The sequence below is a fragment of the Methanobrevibacter sp. genome (assembly GCF_045646045.1).
Taxonomy (GTDB): domain Archaea; phylum Methanobacteriota; class Methanobacteria; order Methanobacteriales; family Methanobacteriaceae; genus Methanocatella.
On record NZ_JAZRJY010000155.1, the window covers coordinates 1 to 17256 of the forward strand.

Genomic DNA, 17256 nt, shown 5'->3' on the forward strand with positions numbered 1-17256 from the left:
TACTAACAATACTTGATGCAGTAGCACTACATATAGACGAAAATAATGTTGTATCAATCAACGAAATTGAAATAAAATAAATAGTATGTTCGATAGTATAGATATAGTAAATATGGAAACCTTCATTCAATTAGTTAAAAGAGGTTCCAGAATTAGTGGTGTAGAAATTACAGAATTATATAATAAGGTTTTCAAAAAGAATTTAAAACCAACTAATTGTAGTTCTTGTATTAATCAAAGATACAAAGAATTAAAGACAGCGTATGATAACTTTACCAAGTTATTAAAGGAACAAGAAGAAAAAGCAAAAGCATTAGAAGTATTAGATGAACTAATGACACCAACACAAGAAGAATTGGAAGAAATAACCCAGAAGAAGGGAAAGAAAAAGAAAGGAGAATAAAACTATGGCAGCACCAATCAAACCAGCAAATGAAGATAAATCAAGCATAAGAAAAGAATTGGCAATTAGAAATGTTGTTAATGACCTAATGGATGGTGGTGTATATTCTGTTATCAAAGAAAAACTAATGGAAGATGAATATGGAATCGGTAAGAAATATACTGAAGGAACTGCAAAAGCAATTATTAAATTTGCTAGAAAAAGAATCAAAGATGATTTTGAAGAGCAATTACCTGACATTAGAGCATCATTAACAAATATGTTATATGATTTGTTCACTGAAGCAAAAGATATGGGTGATAGAATGAATGCCATTAAATGCATCCAAGAAATTGCCAAATTAACTGGAGCGTATGAACCAACAAAAGTAGAAGCAAAGGTAGAGAATATTGTTATAGACTTCAATTTAACAGATGAAGGTACAGATTAAAGGAATCAAACTAACACAATCACAACAACTACTTTACAATGCAGCACATAACGATGATTTAAAGTACATATTAGCAGCGTTTTCTAGACAGCAAGGTAAATCAACAGTTGTAATGTTATTGTGCTTAGAATGGTTGCTAAATAAGTCTGAGGACATTATATATTTCACTCCTACCTATCTACTTTCAAAACAAATTTATTCAAAAATAATAAAACTATTACCAGAAAAATTAATTGTAAAATCCAATTCACAAGAACTAATCATTGAAACAATAAGCGGTTCAACTCTTAAATTCTTCTCTGGTGAAGCAGCACAAAGTGCCAGAGGTAGTAACTGTACAAGACTTATAATAGATGAAGCAGCGTATGTTAAAGATGTTATAGATGGGCAATCCTTTTGGTTTAACATTGTATTACCACTCATCAAAGTAAGAGGTAAGAAAGTAATAATGATTAGCACACCTTTTTCAACAAGTGGTTTTTTCTATGAACTATGTATGAGAGCAATCAAAGGTGAAGAAGGATATATATTTCTAAAGAGAACAATATATGATGATGCACTGATAAAACCAGAAGAAATAGAAGAATTGAAGAAAGGTTATCCAGAACTTGCATGGAGAACAGAGTTTTTATGTGAGTTTATGACAAATGCATTATCAGTATTTCCAGATTATGAAAGATGTTTTAAAGAATTTACTTTTGATTATAACAATATATATTGTGGTATAGACTTATCAACAGTTGGTACAGATAATACAATCATAACATTTATAAATAATCAGAATCAAATACAACAATTTAATATAAAAGGTGATTTGGATTCAAAATATAAACAAATTGCTGATATATTAAATCATTATAACCCAAAAGCAACATATATAGAAGTTAACTCAATTGGTGAAGTAATGTATAATGAAATCAGGAAATTATTAAAGCATAAAGATACATTTCATAAATTTACTACTACCAATGACACAAAAAAAGAATATGTAAATAAACTATCAGTTATGATAATGAATGATGAAATATCATTTAATAATGATAATAAGTTATTATACTCTGAATTAGGTACATTTACATACAAGTTAACTAAGAATGGTAATATTACTTATGCTGCAATACCAAGCGCACATGATGATACAATAACATCATTGGGAATGGCAATACAAGCAAAAGAAGATTTTAAATATACAAACAATATAACATTTGCAAAGCGAAATATAGTTAAAAAACTTATTTAATATGGCAAGACCGAAACAGAATTTTAAAATAGCGATACCAGAATCTTGGGATGAAATAACATTAGAAAAGTTCATTCAAATACAAACTTTATATCAAGAAGAAAATAAACCAACAATAAAAGAAATCATATCTGTATTATCCAATATTCCATTAAATGAATTAAATCAATATCCAGCAATCATTATTGAAAAAATAGCAGATAAAATAGATTATTTAAAAGATAATATATCAAATGAGATATTAAACTATATTGATATAGATGGGGAAAGATATACTATCAATCATATGGAAGAATTAAAGTTTGGTGAATACGTTGATGTGCAAACAGTATTAGATAGCGATAAAAACAATTTTCCAGCGATTTTAGGCATTTTATGTAGAAAGGAAGGAGAAATATATAATGATGATTTCATTGCCTTAGAACTCAACAAAAGGATTGAAATGTTTGCACATCAACCAATAACCAAAATATATCCAATGATAGGTTTTTTTTTAAACTTATATCTACTATCACCGAACAATATCCAATTGTTTTCGGAGAAACTCAAAGACCACACAAACCACATTCTGACAGTTACAGAAGATTCGGTAAGAAGTGGAACTGGATTAAAACGCTTTATGAACTCTCCAATGAAGAAATTGAAAAAGTTGAGAAAACAACTCAACAGTATATAACAACAGTATTTCAATTCCTTTCATATACAATTGAAAAAGGTTGGGCAGAAGAAGACGAAGATAAATTCCAAGACCAATTAAGAAAACAAAGAAGGAACTAATAAATAGTTCCTTTTTTTTATACCCTAAAATGTTTATAATAAAATATAATAATATGGCAAATATTAATAATCATACACTGGAAATATACGTAAATGGTATTCCAATTGATTTATTTGATGATGGAGTTAATTTAAGAATTAATAAAGTTATAAATGACCCAACAAAAATAAATACAACACAATCAGAATACAGTTTTACATTTAATTTACCAGTAACAGATATAAATGCAAAAGCATTCAATTATGCTAATATATCATCAAAGAAAAATAAATTCAGTGGTAGATACCCAGCACAAGTTTATGCAGACAATATATTAATATTTAATGGTACTATTAAAGTTACATCAATTGAAGAAGGACAATTCAAATGTAATTTATTTCAATCAAAGATTAATACATTGGAAACTATATTTGGTGAAACTACAATGAATGAGATTAACTGGAAAGTTCCGTTCAAGGGTGTAAGCACAATCAATGAAGTAAATGCTAATCCTGATACCAAATACTTTTTCCCTTTTGTAGCATATTCATTATTTAATAAATTACCAGATTTCACAACTGGTTCTGGTAATAGACAATATTCAGATAAATATGTAATAGATTTAACAAATAGATTTTATTATAATTCATTTGTACCTTCTTTAAATTTAGTTGAATTATTAAAGAAATGTTGTGAATTAAAAGGTTATCAATTAAGTGGTGATATAATAACAGATAGAATTTTAAATGATATATATTTATCAAATTATATTACTGATGAACAAGACCCATTATATAATTATGGAGACCCTGATATGGGTACAGTTGATGTAACGATTAAGTGGGCGAATAATGATTCAACCAATATGATAGAATATCCTTTAGGTTATATTCCAATGACGAGAAGTGAAATAGCAAGTGGAACAAATAACTATGATACAGCATTTGTTTGGAATACATTAGGTTTAAATAGTAATAGTACCATAACAGTTAACAAGAACAACAGTAAGATGTATGTTAATGAAGGTATTCAAATTCCTGCTGATGGATGGTATGAAATAACTATGGATATGGATATTGGTATACCAACAAGTCAAGGTAGTATAACAGCACAACAATGTATTAAATATTCTCCAGCGGGTTCAGTAGTTATTGAAGGACAAAAATTTAGTTGGGATGAAGAAAGAGAATATGATGATGTTGAATTATCTTATTCACTTGATAATATGCCTATAGAAATACAATTATGTAAATATGATACTGATGATGGTGAAGTGAATAATATAAGCCACAATATTATATATTATGGTGATTATCCTAATGAAAGTGATTATCAAGCAATCATTCAAGAAGATATGGATATGAGAGTTGGTAAGTATTCCAATGTCAGTAAAGCAATAGACGCATTACCTCCTGATGATGTGGTAAGTGCAGTTGCAATTGACCCATATAATAATCCAGACTTCATCTGTGGTATGTCACAAAGTACTTATGGAAGAAACTTTGCTTATATGAAAAATGGATATAGTTGGCATTCAGATTATCAAGATGTAGCAAATGGTTCATTATATAATATGAATGGATATTATTTTAACTACACAGATTTTGAAATAGACCCTGATAGTTGGTTAGGTTTAGGTTGGACAACAGGTAGTACTACATCAACAGTAAATGCAAATAGTTTATTGGGTGGTGGTGAATATTATCCTACATCAAATGGTAGAAGAACTAAAGGTATATTGAAAACCATTGTTAGATTGAACAAAAACGACATGTTAATACCTTTCGCACAAACAAGAGGATATTATATCAATAATTCAACATCAACTGGTAGTACAGATATGACACCAGTTATATATAAAGCAGATGCAACAATTAATTTGAAAGTAAGAGCAGTTGCACAAGAACATATATCATACAAGAAACTATCTTATAATATGAATAGTTTATTTGATGTTGATTTGAATTTGGGTAATTTTAATAACAATCAACAAAAAATATCAGATTTTATAACAGATGTTCAAAAAGCATTTAATTTATCATTTCAACAAGATGGTAATAATATTATTTTGAATAGACAAAAAATAAATGATGGTATAGCAGCACCAGTTGATATTGATGATAAAACAAATACAATAGATGCAGTATTCAATGAAATAGAATTTCCAAGAAGTATTGAAGTTAAATATAAGATTGATACAGAAGAAGAAGGTTTTTATAGAAGCGTAGAAGACAATACAACTGAAGAACAGATGCAATCCAATAACTGGAAAGATTATGGTGATTATGGATATGAAAAAATACAAATAAGTCAAGCAGATGATTCACAAGATATATCTCAATCTTTAGGATTTAGTTATTGTTGGTATAGACCGTTTGAAGTAACAACAAATATTCCAGGTCTTCCACCTATTAATCCAACACCAAGTGGTAGTGCAATTACAGTAACATTAACTGGTGAAATAATCAGAACTGGAGTTGGTACAGATAGTGGTTGTGATAGTGATGGTGATGGTATTGATGATTTATTTAAACCACATTCAATTATTTTTGATTCAAATATACAATATACTATAAGTGGAATTAGCACAATACCTGATGTTTTAAAATTCAAGGTTAAATCATCAAGATTACATCTTGGTAAACATATGGAAGGAACAGAAACATACACACCAACAGATATGAGTGGAACTCTTACACCACCTTCTGCAACTGATGTTATTGCAACCAACATATGTTATCAAGTGGAACAAATGTTATCAATAGAAGGTGTTGAAATATATTTAACTGATGAAAGTGAATATAGTTTAACAGTGGTTGATAATATCAATTATACTGATGATAGTATGAATACATTAAATGAATATATAATGACATTAGGTATCGAAGAAGAAACTGGTGGTGGTGGATATGAAAATGAAAATCCAGATGATAGTGAAGGTGATGGAGACCAAGAAGGTGGAAGTGGTGGAAATACATCAAGTGGAAACCAAACTCTTTCATTTGAATTTAATACATCATCATTAGTGTTTATGTTCAATGGTTTTGTTCAAGATGAAAATAACACATATACAGCAACAACAAGTCCATATACAACAACATTATCTGAATTGGGTGTTGATAAATTAACTATGACATATAGAACTTTTTATAACACATCGTTAACTAATTTAATAAGTTTTCCAGACACAAGTAATGTAACTAATATGAAGTATATGTTTAATGGATGTACTTCTTTAACTTCATTAGATTTATTATCTTTTAATACAAGTAATGTTACAGATATGGCTTATATGTTTAATAGTTGTGTTAATTTAACTTCATTAGATGTTAGAAACTTTAATACAAGTAAAGTTACAAGAATGGATAGTATGTTTAGTGGATGTAGAAGTTTAACTTCACTAAATGTTAGAAACTTTAATACAAGTAAAGTTACAAGAATGGATAGTATGTTTCATGGTTGTAGAAGTTTAACTGAACTTGATTTAAGTAATTTTGATACAAGCAAAGTAACATCTATGAGTTATATGTTCGCATATTGTACTGGTTTTACTGGAACAGATAAATTAAATATATCAAGTTTTAACACAAGTGGAGTTACAAATATGAGTTTTATGTTCGCATATTGTGATAATTTAAAAACATTAGATTTAAGACATTTTGATATTGGGAATGTTACTAATATGCAAAGTATGTTTAATTGTATAAGTTTAGAAACATTAGATGTTAGTACTTGGAATGTAGGAGAACATATTACTTCATATGATACTATGTTTAACATAGCAGTTGGAGATTGTTTAAAAACATTGAGAATTAAAGAAGGTACAAGAGATTGGTGGTGTGCAAGATTAAGAGAATCAGGAATTTCTTGTGATATAATTGAAGAAGTAGATGAACCTGATACACCTACTGAACCTGATACACCTACTGGTTCTACAACTGGTTCTACATCAAATGGTACTGTTACAATACCTGTAATTGGTAAAACTGAATGGTGGATTGAGGGTTATAAATATGAAGAAATGGCGAAGAATGATGGTAGAGGTATGGCACAAAGAATGTGGTTTAGAAATTCTCCAAGTGATATTGTATTACCAGTTCAAGGTGAAAAATACTTTATAACAACAACATCAAATAATAAGATATATACTGATAATAATGAGATTATATATTTAAATTATAAAAATGGTGTAAATACGTTGTTAGGTAAATACTTTAACGCTGATGTTGATAGTGGTTCAGATGAAGTTGAAATAGATGTATATTTAACTCCTAATGAATATAGATTAATATCAATGGGTGCTTCAGTTCACTTTGATGATAATTTATATAAGGTATTGGAAATTCAAGGATATGACCCATCTGGAGTTAATCCAACAAAACTTAAATTATTAAGTTATTAAATAATATAAAGGATAGTATTTATTTACTATCCTTTTGTTTTCTATAATGTTTATATTAAAATATTATAGATAAATATGGCAAATATTTTATATAAAAAGCAAAAGCAACAAAAGAGTTTAGATAATGGTATTACTTGGGTTGACACTGGAGAATATAGAGTTGGTGATATAATAGAAAATCCTTCAAATTGTAGTAGCACAGATAGTAAACAATGTAGATGGGTTGAATTGGACGCAAGTGAAGGTTATTATTGTGATGGTATAAATAAATATACAATGCAAGTTGAAGAATGTACAGAGAATGGTTTAATATGGACAAGAACTGGAAATTATCAAAGAGGTAATACTTTAATAGAAAGCAACTCAACTGATTGTGGTTATGTGAAACCAGATACACCCACTGGAGATATAACAAGTGACACATTATAATTAATATAAAGGATAGATTATTTTCTATCCTTTTTTTATTCTAAATGTTTATATTAAAATATAAATATTATGATAAAAGAATTAATTACACACCTTATGGATATTGCAGCACAACACAAAGCAGTTAATAAGGTGGGTTACAAAAGACAAATAAATATCAATAACCAATCGAATGAAAAGTATTTCCAATTTATTATAGACAATGAATCTTTACTTGAAAAACAATTGGTAGAAGGTATTATGACATTAAGACTTAATGTAGATGTATTAGGGTTCATTTCCAGCGATTTAACAGTGCTTGATGTACAAGATACTGCATTACACATTATGCTTGATTATATCGAATTTATTAACGCTGATACAACCTATTATAACCTTGAAGTAAGAGATTATTCAATAGCATCTTACAGTGAATATACAGATGATAATTGTGCTGGAGTAAGAGCAACCATACAACTTATAGTTCCTAATCCAATTAACATATGTGAGTATAGAGATAATTTCATTGTAAAGGAAGAAGAAGTAAAGGTTGAAATGGATATAAATCCTGAAAATAATTGTTCAAATATCAAATATAATAACAATAAAAGTGATTTAATAATTTCACCAATAAAACTAAAATAATGGAAACAGATGGATGAATTAGCAACTAAGATAGCAAAAGAACTAATGATAGTATGGAGGCAACTTATGGCATCTGATTATGCTATCAATAAAAGAGCAAGCAAAAGAAGTGGCGGTAAAGTCACTTTAGAATTTTCAAATCTGGACAATGAAGCAAAAATAGAAAAGAATGATTGGACTTTTAGTTTATTTTATAATGACTATCTACAATATATTGAACAAGGAAGAAAAGCAGGTGCAACACCAGTTCCCATCAGACCATTAATAGATTATATAAAAAGAAAAGGTATTTCAAATGATGTAAGGGTTGCATATGCTATTAGAGAAACAATATATCAATTAGGTATTCCAGCGAGACCACTTTTAGAACCTTTTGGTGATATGCTTGATGAAAGATTTGAGCGAAAATTATATGATGAAATATTCAATACAATAATAACTAATTTAGATAAATATTTTAATCAATGAACATATTATTAAATGGAAATATTAATCCACAACAATATATAACTTTTAACAATGTTCCTACTATATTAAAGATAGATTCCTTTGGTGATGGCGATAAAGCAAGATTGGAAATCACAGTATCAACTGGAGGTAATACATCTGAACCTTGTTATATTAGAATAAATGGTTATACCATAACATCAACTAATGTATTGGGAAATGATGTTAGTTCAGTTTATTTAGTGCCTTTATCATTGGGTTCAAGTTATACAAAAGCATCTGCATATTCAATTGCAAAAGCATTTCAAAATACTGGTTTAATCAATTCCTATAACGTTTATTGTGATAATCAAGTATATGGTAGTACATCTTCTAAAGTTATCATAGAAGCGAAAGAAAAGGGTAATCAATACAATTTCACAGATATTGATACAAATGCAACTTATATTAGTTTTAGTTCACCTACTAATGGTAGTTCTTCTGATTTATTAACTGGAACAAAAGTAATTCTTGATGTATATGCAGAACCAAATATAACAAAACAAACTCAAATTGGAGCAAACAGTAAAGTATTACCTCATTTGGTAACAGTTGAAAAGAACTATTATAAGGATGGTATTAATTTTGATTTATCACCAATATTAGCAACAGTAACAGAAAACGGTAATATAACCCAGTATAATGTTACTGCAAGTTATGTTAAGAATGGACAAGCAACAGTTATTGGAGAATTATCACATAACTATGCTGCTAATGGTTATTCAGTTAATCAAGGTATATTCTACATTCCTAAATTCTCTAGTTGGTATTTGGCACAAAATGTTAGTAGAGGTACGGATAAATCAACATATAATAATACAACTTTATATTATATTGATGGTGAACCTATAACATTATCATTTTATTGTTATGATTTATCAACAAAATCGTTAACAATTAATTATTTGGATTCAGCATTAAATCAAATATCAACACAATCAGTTTCAATAACCCCTGATAAATCATTGTATCATCATTCATTCACACCAACAGAAGGTGCGTATTACGTAGATGTTGTTACACCAAATCAAGGAACTGTAAGATATACTAATATAAAACCTTTGAAATATGGTAATATGAATGATTATCAAATATTGAATTGGTATAACAGTTATGGTGGTGTATCATTTTTCCCATTTACAGCAAAGAGAGAAGAAGAAAGAGAAACTGAAAAGACATTATATAAGAAACAGAATTTCAACTTATATAATGATAATATTAAATCAATGAATAAGGTATATTCTATGGATAATCAATATTCAGTTACTTTGACAACACATTACATGGATAAGGATGGTATATATTCCCTTTATGATTTGATGAATAGTTCTGAAGTCTGGACAGAAATAAATGGTGTAAAATATGAAGTTATTGTTAAGAATGTACAAGTTACAGAAAGTAATGTAAGTGGTGTATGGCAAGGTACAGTAACTTATGAATACAGTTCACCAGATAAATTTTGATAAGTAGGAAACTAATTTCCTACTTATTAAGTTTTTTCATAGAATTACTTATTTTCTTTTTATGCTCTTCAGTTTTCGGTTTTCCTTTAAAGGTTAAACTTAAATGCTCTGATTTTTTTATAATTTCAAGGTTGCATAATCTATTATCAATTCTATTACCATTAATATGATGTACATCATACCCATCTGGTATATCACATTGATGTCCAACCATATAAATTATTCTATGAAACATAGTTGTAGGTAATTTTTTATTATCACCAACTTGTAAGTAACTTGTATTTTTATGTTTATAACCAACATATTTTTTAAATTTTTTACTCCATATTTTACCGTTCTTCTACATTAAATAAATATGGTGTGAATCTGTTATCTTCAATAAGCATATTATCTTATTTATATTTCTCACCAATATTAGTGATTAATGCAAATATATAAAAAATGTTATTTAAAACAAAATAATGTTTATAATAAAAATATAATAATATGGCAGATATTTATTTAAATCCAACATTGATTGATTTTTCTTATTTTTCAGCATATTCACCAGTTCCAACAAATTATAATTGGGATGATATTAGACCGTTTGTATCAATAGCAGAAGAAGTATGGGTAGTTGATATTGTAGGTAGAAAATTATATAATGAACTTTTAGAGCAAGTTCAAAATAACAATCTTACTGGAGAAAACTCTACTCTCCTATTAAAGATATATCCTTATTTATCTATGGCGATTGTATTTGAATCAATGCCATTCTTAGCATATAATATTACAGAAAAGGGTGTAACAAAAGGAAAGAGTGATAATAGTGAACCTATTAGTAATAGTGAGTTGATTAATATGCAGAACCACATTAGAACACAACTTGAAGTATTAAAGAGAATGTTAAAGAATTTCTTAAATGAAAACAGTGATTGCTACCCTTTGTTCAAATCTGATGATGATTGCTGCACTACTACTGACATTGATGATTGTGGTGCTTTTGCTCTTTTTCTCTGGAATGCAAATAGGATTGATGTACACAGAGAAATGAAATGGTATAATTTCTATCAAAAAATGAAGCAAAATCCAAACGCAAATATTAGGTTATATTCTAATAATAGTAGAATTTTAAGATAATTATAATTAACCCTATTTGATGAAAGTAGGGTTATTTTTTTATGTTTATATAAAGGGTTATGAAGTATATAATTTATGTAATTATTTTCTTAATAATATTATTTAATGGTAAAAAAAGTGTTGAACCAACCATAATAGAAAAGGTTGAAATAATAAAGCACACAGACACAATAACTATATATAAACCCATCCCTGATACAGTGTATCTTACTAAAATAGTAAAAGATACATTGTATTCAACGGATTCAACAAAAACAGAAGTAGATATACCAATAACAACAACCATATATAAGGATAGTACATATGAAGCATCTGTAAGTGGTTTTAAGGCGAATTTAGACTATGTAAAGGTATTTCCAACACAAACTACCATCTATAAAGAGAAAACGCTGGAAATCAAAGAAAAACAACCTTTAATAAAGCATGGTGTACAAGTTGGTGTTGGTTATGGAATGATTAATAATAAGCCAGACTTTTATATAGGGTATGGCATTTCAATAAACTTTTAAAATGAACAGTACAGATAGTTTATTTTTAACTGCCATAGGGAGTGTTATTACCTTTATAATGGCGCAAAAATGGATACTACCTTTGCTTATCAAATTCTGGTATTGGTTGAAAGGAGAAAAGAAAGAGTTTGATAAGAAAAACTTTGATGGTTCAAAAGAATTATACAATTACAAGAAATCAGTGATTGAAACACAAGAACAACAATTCCAAGTATTATTGAACCAGATTACAAATCTTGAAGAAGAATTAACAAAGTATGCAAATGAACTACAAACATTGAGAACAACTATATTAAGACTTAATTCAAGATTATATGATAAATCTCTATTGATTGCAGAACTTCAAAAGAACAGTTGTTGTGTTGAGGGATGTCCTCACAGAGAGTTATGTAAAAATAATTTAAATAAAATAGATGATTTAGATGAAATTGAAGGTTAATAGAATATATAGAGGTTTAGATTACACAATTGGAAGATTATTAGTTAATGGAGCGTATTTTTGTGATACGTTAGAAGATGCTGATAGAGGTTTAAAAGATGAAATGGATTTGGATATGATTCAAGCATTGAAAAAACCAAATATAACAGCAATACCAACTGGAACCTATAAAGTGCTTATTACTTATTCACCAAGATTTAAGCAAAGAATGCCAATACTAATGAACGTAAAAGGATTTGATGGTATCAGGATTCATAGCGGTAACACACATAAAGATACCAGTGGGTGTTTGTTGGTTGGAGAAAACACAGAAAAGGGTAAGGTTTTAAATTCAAAAATAACATATACCAAGTTATTTAATTTGATTAACGATGCATTGGAAAATGACGAAGAAGTAACAATAACAATAGAATGATAAAAGAAAGTATAACAGAAATTTCAGCAAGTATTGACAATTGTCATAACTTATTATATATTATAAATAAAATAGAAGAATATAAAGAAGATTTAGATAAACAAGATATAATAAATATTCTATATTACTATTATTTATTCAATAAAGATATATTTGATAATATATTATAATATATAAAGATATTACACTAGGCCTGTAGTTTTGGAATTTCGCTATTTAGTATTGGACTTGTGTTGGGTAGATGGGGTGAAACATCTACCCTTTTTTATTGCCATAAATGTTTATATTAAAATATAAAATAACATGGCAAATCAAAAAGTTTATAATATTGTCATTAATGGTATTAAGGAAAGTATTAATGAATTAGATATTTTAATATCAAAATTAGACGATATTGAAAATAGATTAGATGCCCTTGGAAAACAAGGTATTAAACTTGATGCTAAAGGGTTAAAGGATTTGGAAAAGTTTAAAATTCCAGAAATATCAATAGAAGGTATTGAAACAAAGGCACTAAAAAAGGAAATGCAACAACTTGAAAAGGATATTGCAAAAGGTGCTAAAACTATAGATGGAGAATATACCAACACACTTAATGGTTTAAGAGCAAAATTAAGAGATTTAAAAGCAGAATTAGGTACAGTTGATATAGATGTAGATGCAGATGTATTTGCTGATTTGACTGATGAGATTAAAGAACTCAATGACCAAGTTAAACAAATGGAACAAGACTATGGAACATTCAGTAGAAACGTTGGTAACTATACTGAATCTGTGGTTGATGCTCTCAATGAATTTGATGGACAAATGTATGAAACTGCTGGTACCATTGAAGAAGTAAAAGAAGGTGTTGATTCTTTGAAGGGTAAACAAATGTTTGATGTAAATATTGGTGGTGTTGCTGTTCAATTTGAAAACGTATCACAAGCGATTGGAGAAATTGATGATATGGCACATGCTGCTGCTGCAAAGATGCAAGAATTGGCAAATGCTGGAAAAACAAATACTGAAGAATATAAAAAACTTAACCAAGAATTTCAAGAATTTATACAAACATCTGCAAACTTAGAGAGAGTAAGAAAACAAACTGATGAATTAAGGGATTCAGTATCATCTACATCAAGAGGTTTGGATATGAGTGTACAAGCGTTCCAAGCACTTGGTAATGCTATGCAGATGGCAAGTGGTATTGCTGGTTTATTTGGTGATAATCAAGAAAAGATTGAAGAAGCAATTAATAGAACTGTTCAAATACAAGCAATCCTTCAATCAGCACAAGAATTATATAACCAAACAATTCAAAATGGAACTGTATTAAATAAGGTTTGGACGGTATCTCTTGCAGCAACTGATAAGGTAATGAAGATGTTAGGTGTAACAACAACTGGTACTTCAAGAGCATTTAAGTTGTTGAGAGGTGCTATCGCTGCAAGTGGTATTGGTTTACTTGCAATATTGGCTGCTGATGCTGTTTCCGCTTTAATGGAAATGGTTAATGGATTGAGCAAATCAGAAAGAAAATTACTTGCTAATGCACAAGCAATTGATAGAATAAAAGAAAGTACTAATGATTGGTTGGATGAAATTGAGCGATTGAATAAACTTAAAGTAGATTTGGGTTTAATTGATGAAATTGAATCAACAACAGATTTGTTAGCGAAATACAAAGCAGAATATAATTTAACCATACAAGACATATTAACTCAAAATAAAAAGTTAGAAGGTAAATGGGGTAAATTATTTGAAATTGATACAAAAAAATTAGATGTTGATAAAGCAAATATCATTAAACTTTTATCTGATTTATCATTTGAATATATTTCAGCAAAAGAAATTGTTGATAAATATAAACAAGCAATTGAAGATGGTTCTGATGAACTTAATGAAGATACCATAGCAACTTATCAAAATGCACAAGCAAAGGTTGTATTATATAATTCATTATCAAGAGTAATGGAAGGTTATAATCAATACTTAGACGCTGTTAATAACAATGGTGGAAAGAATGGTAGTGGAAAAACACAAGCAGAAATAAGGAGAGAAATAGAAGATGCTGAAGTTGCTGCTATGAAAGATGGTTTCTCAAAAAGAATGGCAGAATTAAAGTTACAACAAAAAAGAGAACTTGAAGAATCTGGAAAAAATGAGAAACTAAGAACTGCTTTATTAGCAAAACACCAACGAGAAAGAGAGGAATTAACTGAACAACACAACAAAGAGATTAAAGAACTAAAATATGAAATAGAAAAATCATTAGTGTTAGATAGTATTAATGTTGATGCTGATGTATATGTTGAATCTTTAAATAACACTTATAGAAGAATAGATGAATTATCAGAAAAGTTAACTGGTTTCAGAAAAGAATGGTTAAAAATTCAAGATGAAACGATATTAACAAGCAAGGGTGTTATTCCAGATGATTTTGGTACTAAAGGTTTATCAACATTTGAAAAGTTCACCTTAAAACTTAAAGATTTCTGGAGAGAAAATGTTACTGATGTATTAAGTGGTGATAAGATAGAAACTAATATTAATAAATTAGTTGAAAGAATTTCAGGTTTAAAACAAGATTTGTTCAGTGGTAAACCTATGGATAATAATATTTTATCCTACTTAACAGAATATGATGCAAAAGAAAAAAAGAGTGGTGAAGACTTTTTAACTGCAAAAAGAGATACTGATATACTAAAGAATGAAAAAGAATATAATGAAAAATTAATCAGTGCTGGAGAAGATGCGAAAAGTGGTAAAATTACTTATGACCAGTATCAAGTAAGAAAAGAACAATTAGAACAATTCTATAAAGAAAAGAACGATATTATAGAAAAGGACTATATTGAAAATATGACAAAAATTGAAAAACATTATGAACAAAGAAATACTCTTTTAACAAAATATTCTTCAAGAGAAATAGGTATAGTTTTACAAGCAGAAGCAGAAGAAAAGAAAATCTTGCAGCAAGAACATACAATTGCTAAGAGAGAAGAAGAAATCCGCTATAATGAAGAAATTGAAAGACTTACTGAAGCACAAAACAAACAGTTAGAACGAACTGATTTAACTGAAAAAGAAAGAAAAAGCATTCTTGCATATTGGGAAAAACAATTTAGTTTAGCAGATGAAAATCATCAAAATAATTTATTAAAATTGAGAATGGAATTTGGAAACAGACAATTGGATATTGAAAAGAATACCCAGATTGAACGTTCAAAAATTATTACTAAATATAATGATATTATATATGAAGAATATAGTAAGGCATATGATGATATATTAAAATTACAAGAAGATTTTAGCAATGTTGACGAAGTTGATTTAGGTTCACAAGAATTATCTGTTTTAGGTGGTTTTTCTTCTTCAATAATGGAAATGAATAAGTTTGAAGATTCTTTCAGAAAAATGAAAGAAAATATATCCAAACAAAAAGAAGAACTTATTCAACAATTTAACGATGGTGTTATTACAGAAGAAGCATTTAATAAATCATATGCTGAACTTGATTTATTGGAAGAAGAAGTTAATAATACACTATCCAACATTTCTTTGAACTTTAAAGAATGGAGTGTTGGTATTGCAGAAGTTGTTAATGCTGCTGTTGGTATATGGGCGCAAATGTATAGTCAAATTGCAGACTTGCAGTATCAAAATGAAATGAAACGAATTGATGATTTAAGGGAACTATATGATAAAGAAACTGAAACCCTTAGAGAAGCGTTAGAAGAACAAAAAGAATTGTTTGAAAAACATAACCAAAATGTTTCTGATATTGAAGGTGAACTACAAACTGCAAGAGGTGATAGAAGATTATTCTTACTTGACCAGATAAATTCAGAAATGCAAAAAAGAGAACAAGCATGGGCACAAGAACAAAAGATTGCAAAACAACAAGAACAATTGCAAAAGAAAAAAGATGCACTTGAAGAAAGACAAAAAGCAGTTGAACAAAAGAGAAATAAGCAAAATCAAAAGGTACAAATTGCACAAGCAACTGCATCAACTGCATTAGCAGTTACTAATGCATTATCAGTTCAACCTTGGTTCTTAGGTGTTGCGCTTGCTGCTGTTGCTGCTGCTATGGGTGCTGTTCAGATTGCTACTATCCAAAAACAAAAATTTGCTGATGGTGGTGTTATCCAAGGTAAATCACACAGTCAAGGTGGTGTTCCAGTAATGAATGGTTCAGTTGAAGTTGAAGGTGGTGAATATATCACAAATAAGGTAACAACAAGTAAGAATGTAGATGTTTTAACATTTATTAATAGTAAAAAGAAAAAATTAGATTTAAGTGATTTTGTTGAATTTTATTCTAATGGTTCTACTAAGAACTATTCTAAGCCTTTTAAAACAGTTTTCGCTGATGGTGGTACATTACCATCTATGAATGCTCCAATGATTGATACAAGAGCGATAAATAGCGTTAAATCTGAAGATAATAGACCTATTTATGTATCTGTAACTGAAATTGAGAATGTTCAAAATAAGGTTAGAAATGTTAGAGCAATAGCAGGTTTGGATTATTAATAATCACATACACTTTCGT

General features: G+C 28.6%; 15 protein-coding genes. 14 read left to right on the forward strand and 1 reads right to left on the reverse strand.

The window, feature by feature from the left end; genetic code table 11:
• Positions 1–85 precede the first annotated feature (85 nt).
• The 9 genes from ACKI5C_RS10385 to ACKI5C_RS10425 all read left to right on the forward strand — a co-directional run bounded on the left by ACKI5C_RS10385 (position 86) and on the right by ACKI5C_RS10425 (position 10234).
• Complete coding sequence (locus ACKI5C_RS10385) at positions 86–403, forward strand: hypothetical protein (RefSeq protein WP_407433040.1); 318 nt, start codon at positions 86–88, stop codon at positions 401–403.
• Positions 404–407: 4 nt separating this feature from the next.
• Positions 408–833 (forward strand): hypothetical protein, encoded by a 426-nt coding sequence (locus ACKI5C_RS10390; RefSeq protein ID WP_407433041.1) that lies wholly within the window; start codon positions 408–410, stop codon positions 831–833.
• A complete protein-coding gene (locus ACKI5C_RS10395) occupies positions 817–2073 on the forward strand; it encodes a terminase large subunit domain-containing protein (protein ID WP_407433042.1) in 1257 nt (418 codons plus the stop codon). The genes ACKI5C_RS10390 and ACKI5C_RS10395 overlap by 17 nt, the downstream gene beginning before the upstream one ends.
• A gap of 1 nt (position 2074) precedes the next feature.
• Positions 2075–2749 carry a hypothetical protein gene (locus ACKI5C_RS10400; protein ID WP_407433043.1) on the forward strand — a complete coding sequence of 225 codons (675 nt, stop codon included), beginning with the start codon at positions 2075–2077 and terminating at the stop codon, positions 2747–2749.
• Between the two features lie 154 nt (positions 2750–2903).
• Positions 2904–7232: a BspA family leucine-rich repeat surface protein gene (locus ACKI5C_RS10405; RefSeq protein WP_407433044.1), complete on the forward strand. Its 4329-nt coding sequence runs from the start codon at positions 2904–2906 to the stop codon at positions 7230–7232.
• A gap of 75 nt (positions 7233–7307) precedes the next feature.
• Entirely contained in the window at positions 7308–7661 is a 354-nt protein-coding gene (locus ACKI5C_RS10410) for a hypothetical protein (RefSeq protein ID WP_407433045.1), read from the forward strand.
• Between the two features lie 96 nt (positions 7662–7757).
• A complete protein-coding gene (locus ACKI5C_RS10415; protein WP_407433046.1) occupies positions 7758–8285 on the forward strand; it encodes a hypothetical protein in 528 nt (175 codons plus the stop codon).
• A 66-nt stretch (positions 8286–8351) separates the two neighbouring features.
• Positions 8352–8753 (forward strand): hypothetical protein, encoded by a 402-nt coding sequence (locus tag ACKI5C_RS10420; RefSeq protein WP_407433047.1) that lies wholly within the window; start codon positions 8352–8354, stop codon positions 8751–8753.
• Positions 8750–10234 carry a hypothetical protein gene (locus ACKI5C_RS10425; protein WP_407433048.1) on the forward strand — a complete coding sequence of 495 codons (1485 nt, stop codon included), beginning with the start codon at positions 8750–8752 and terminating at the stop codon, positions 10232–10234. The genes ACKI5C_RS10420 and ACKI5C_RS10425 overlap by 4 nt, the downstream gene beginning before the upstream one ends.
• Positions 10235–10253: 19 nt before the next feature.
• Here the strand turns inward: ACKI5C_RS10425 and ACKI5C_RS10430 are convergent, their stop codons facing one another.
• On the reverse strand, positions 10254–10469 hold the full coding sequence (locus ACKI5C_RS10430) for an HNH endonuclease signature motif containing protein (RefSeq protein WP_407433049.1): 216 nt from the start codon (positions 10467–10469) through the stop codon (positions 10254–10256).
• Positions 10470–10720: 251 nt separating this feature from the next.
• Between ACKI5C_RS10430 and ACKI5C_RS10435 the strand changes: the two genes are divergently transcribed.
• From ACKI5C_RS10435 to ACKI5C_RS10455, 5 genes are all read left to right on the forward strand, one after another.
• The gene (locus tag ACKI5C_RS10435) at positions 10721–11353 is read left to right on the forward strand and encodes a DUF6712 family protein (protein WP_407433050.1); all 633 of its coding nucleotides are present in this window, start codon (positions 10721–10723) and stop codon (positions 11351–11353) included.
• Between the two features lie 59 nt (positions 11354–11412).
• Positions 11413–11862, forward strand: coding sequence for a DUF6808 domain-containing protein (locus tag ACKI5C_RS10440; protein WP_407433051.1), 450 nt, complete (start codon positions 11413–11415; stop codon positions 11860–11862).
• Between the two features lie 58 nt (positions 11863–11920).
• Positions 11921–12301 (forward strand): hypothetical protein, encoded by a 381-nt coding sequence (locus ACKI5C_RS10445; RefSeq protein WP_407433052.1) that lies wholly within the window; start codon positions 11921–11923, stop codon positions 12299–12301.
• Complete coding sequence (locus ACKI5C_RS10450; protein WP_407433053.1) at positions 12285–12716, forward strand: DUF5675 family protein; 432 nt, start codon at positions 12285–12287, stop codon at positions 12714–12716. The genes ACKI5C_RS10445 and ACKI5C_RS10450 overlap by 17 nt, the downstream gene beginning before the upstream one ends.
• Before the next feature lie 303 nt (positions 12717–13019).
• On the forward strand, positions 13020–17237 hold the full coding sequence (locus ACKI5C_RS10455; protein WP_407433054.1) for a hypothetical protein: 4218 nt from the start codon (positions 13020–13022) through the stop codon (positions 17235–17237).
• The last annotated feature ends 19 nt before the right edge of the window (positions 17238–17256 follow it).

Excerpts from the sequence above, each read along its gene's own strand:
- ACKI5C_RS10385 (WP_407433040.1), top strand. The coding sequence starts at position 86 with ATGTTCGATAGTATAGATATAGTAAATATGGAAACCTTCATTCAATTA.
- ACKI5C_RS10450 (WP_407433053.1), top strand. The coding sequence starts at position 12,285 with ATGAAATTGAAGGTTAATAGAATATATAGAGGTTTAGATTACACAATT.
- ACKI5C_RS10390 (WP_407433041.1), top strand. The coding sequence starts at position 408 with ATGGCAGCACCAATCAAACCAGCAAATGAAGATAAATCAAGCATAAGA.
- ACKI5C_RS10425 (WP_407433048.1), top strand. The coding sequence starts at position 8,750 with ATGAACATATTATTAAATGGAAATATTAATCCACAACAATATATAACT.
- ACKI5C_RS10435 (WP_407433050.1), top strand. The coding sequence starts at position 10,721 with ATGGCAGATATTTATTTAAATCCAACATTGATTGATTTTTCTTATTTT.
- ACKI5C_RS10445 (WP_407433052.1), top strand. The coding sequence starts at position 11,921 with ATGGCGCAAAAATGGATACTACCTTTGCTTATCAAATTCTGGTATTGG.
- ACKI5C_RS10415 (WP_407433046.1), top strand. The coding sequence starts at position 7,758 with ATGGATATTGCAGCACAACACAAAGCAGTTAATAAGGTGGGTTACAAA.
- ACKI5C_RS10395 (WP_407433042.1), top strand. The coding sequence starts at position 817 with ATGAAGGTACAGATTAAAGGAATCAAACTAACACAATCACAACAACTA.
- ACKI5C_RS10440 (WP_407433051.1), top strand. The coding sequence starts at position 11,413 with ATGAAGTATATAATTTATGTAATTATTTTCTTAATAATATTATTTAAT.
- ACKI5C_RS10455 (WP_407433054.1), top strand. The coding sequence starts at position 13,020 with ATGGCAAATCAAAAAGTTTATAATATTGTCATTAATGGTATTAAGGAA.
- ACKI5C_RS10405 (WP_407433044.1), top strand. The coding sequence starts at position 2,904 with ATGGCAAATATTAATAATCATACACTGGAAATATACGTAAATGGTATT.
- ACKI5C_RS10420 (WP_407433047.1), top strand. The coding sequence starts at position 8,352 with ATGGCATCTGATTATGCTATCAATAAAAGAGCAAGCAAAAGAAGTGGC.
- ACKI5C_RS10400 (WP_407433043.1), top strand. The coding sequence starts at position 2,075 with ATGGCAAGACCGAAACAGAATTTTAAAATAGCGATACCAGAATCTTGG.
- ACKI5C_RS10410 (WP_407433045.1), top strand. The coding sequence starts at position 7,308 with ATGGCAAATATTTTATATAAAAAGCAAAAGCAACAAAAGAGTTTAGAT.
- ACKI5C_RS10430 (WP_407433049.1), bottom strand. The coding sequence starts at position 10,469 with ATGTTTCATAGAATAATTTATATGGTTGGACATCAATGTGATATACCA.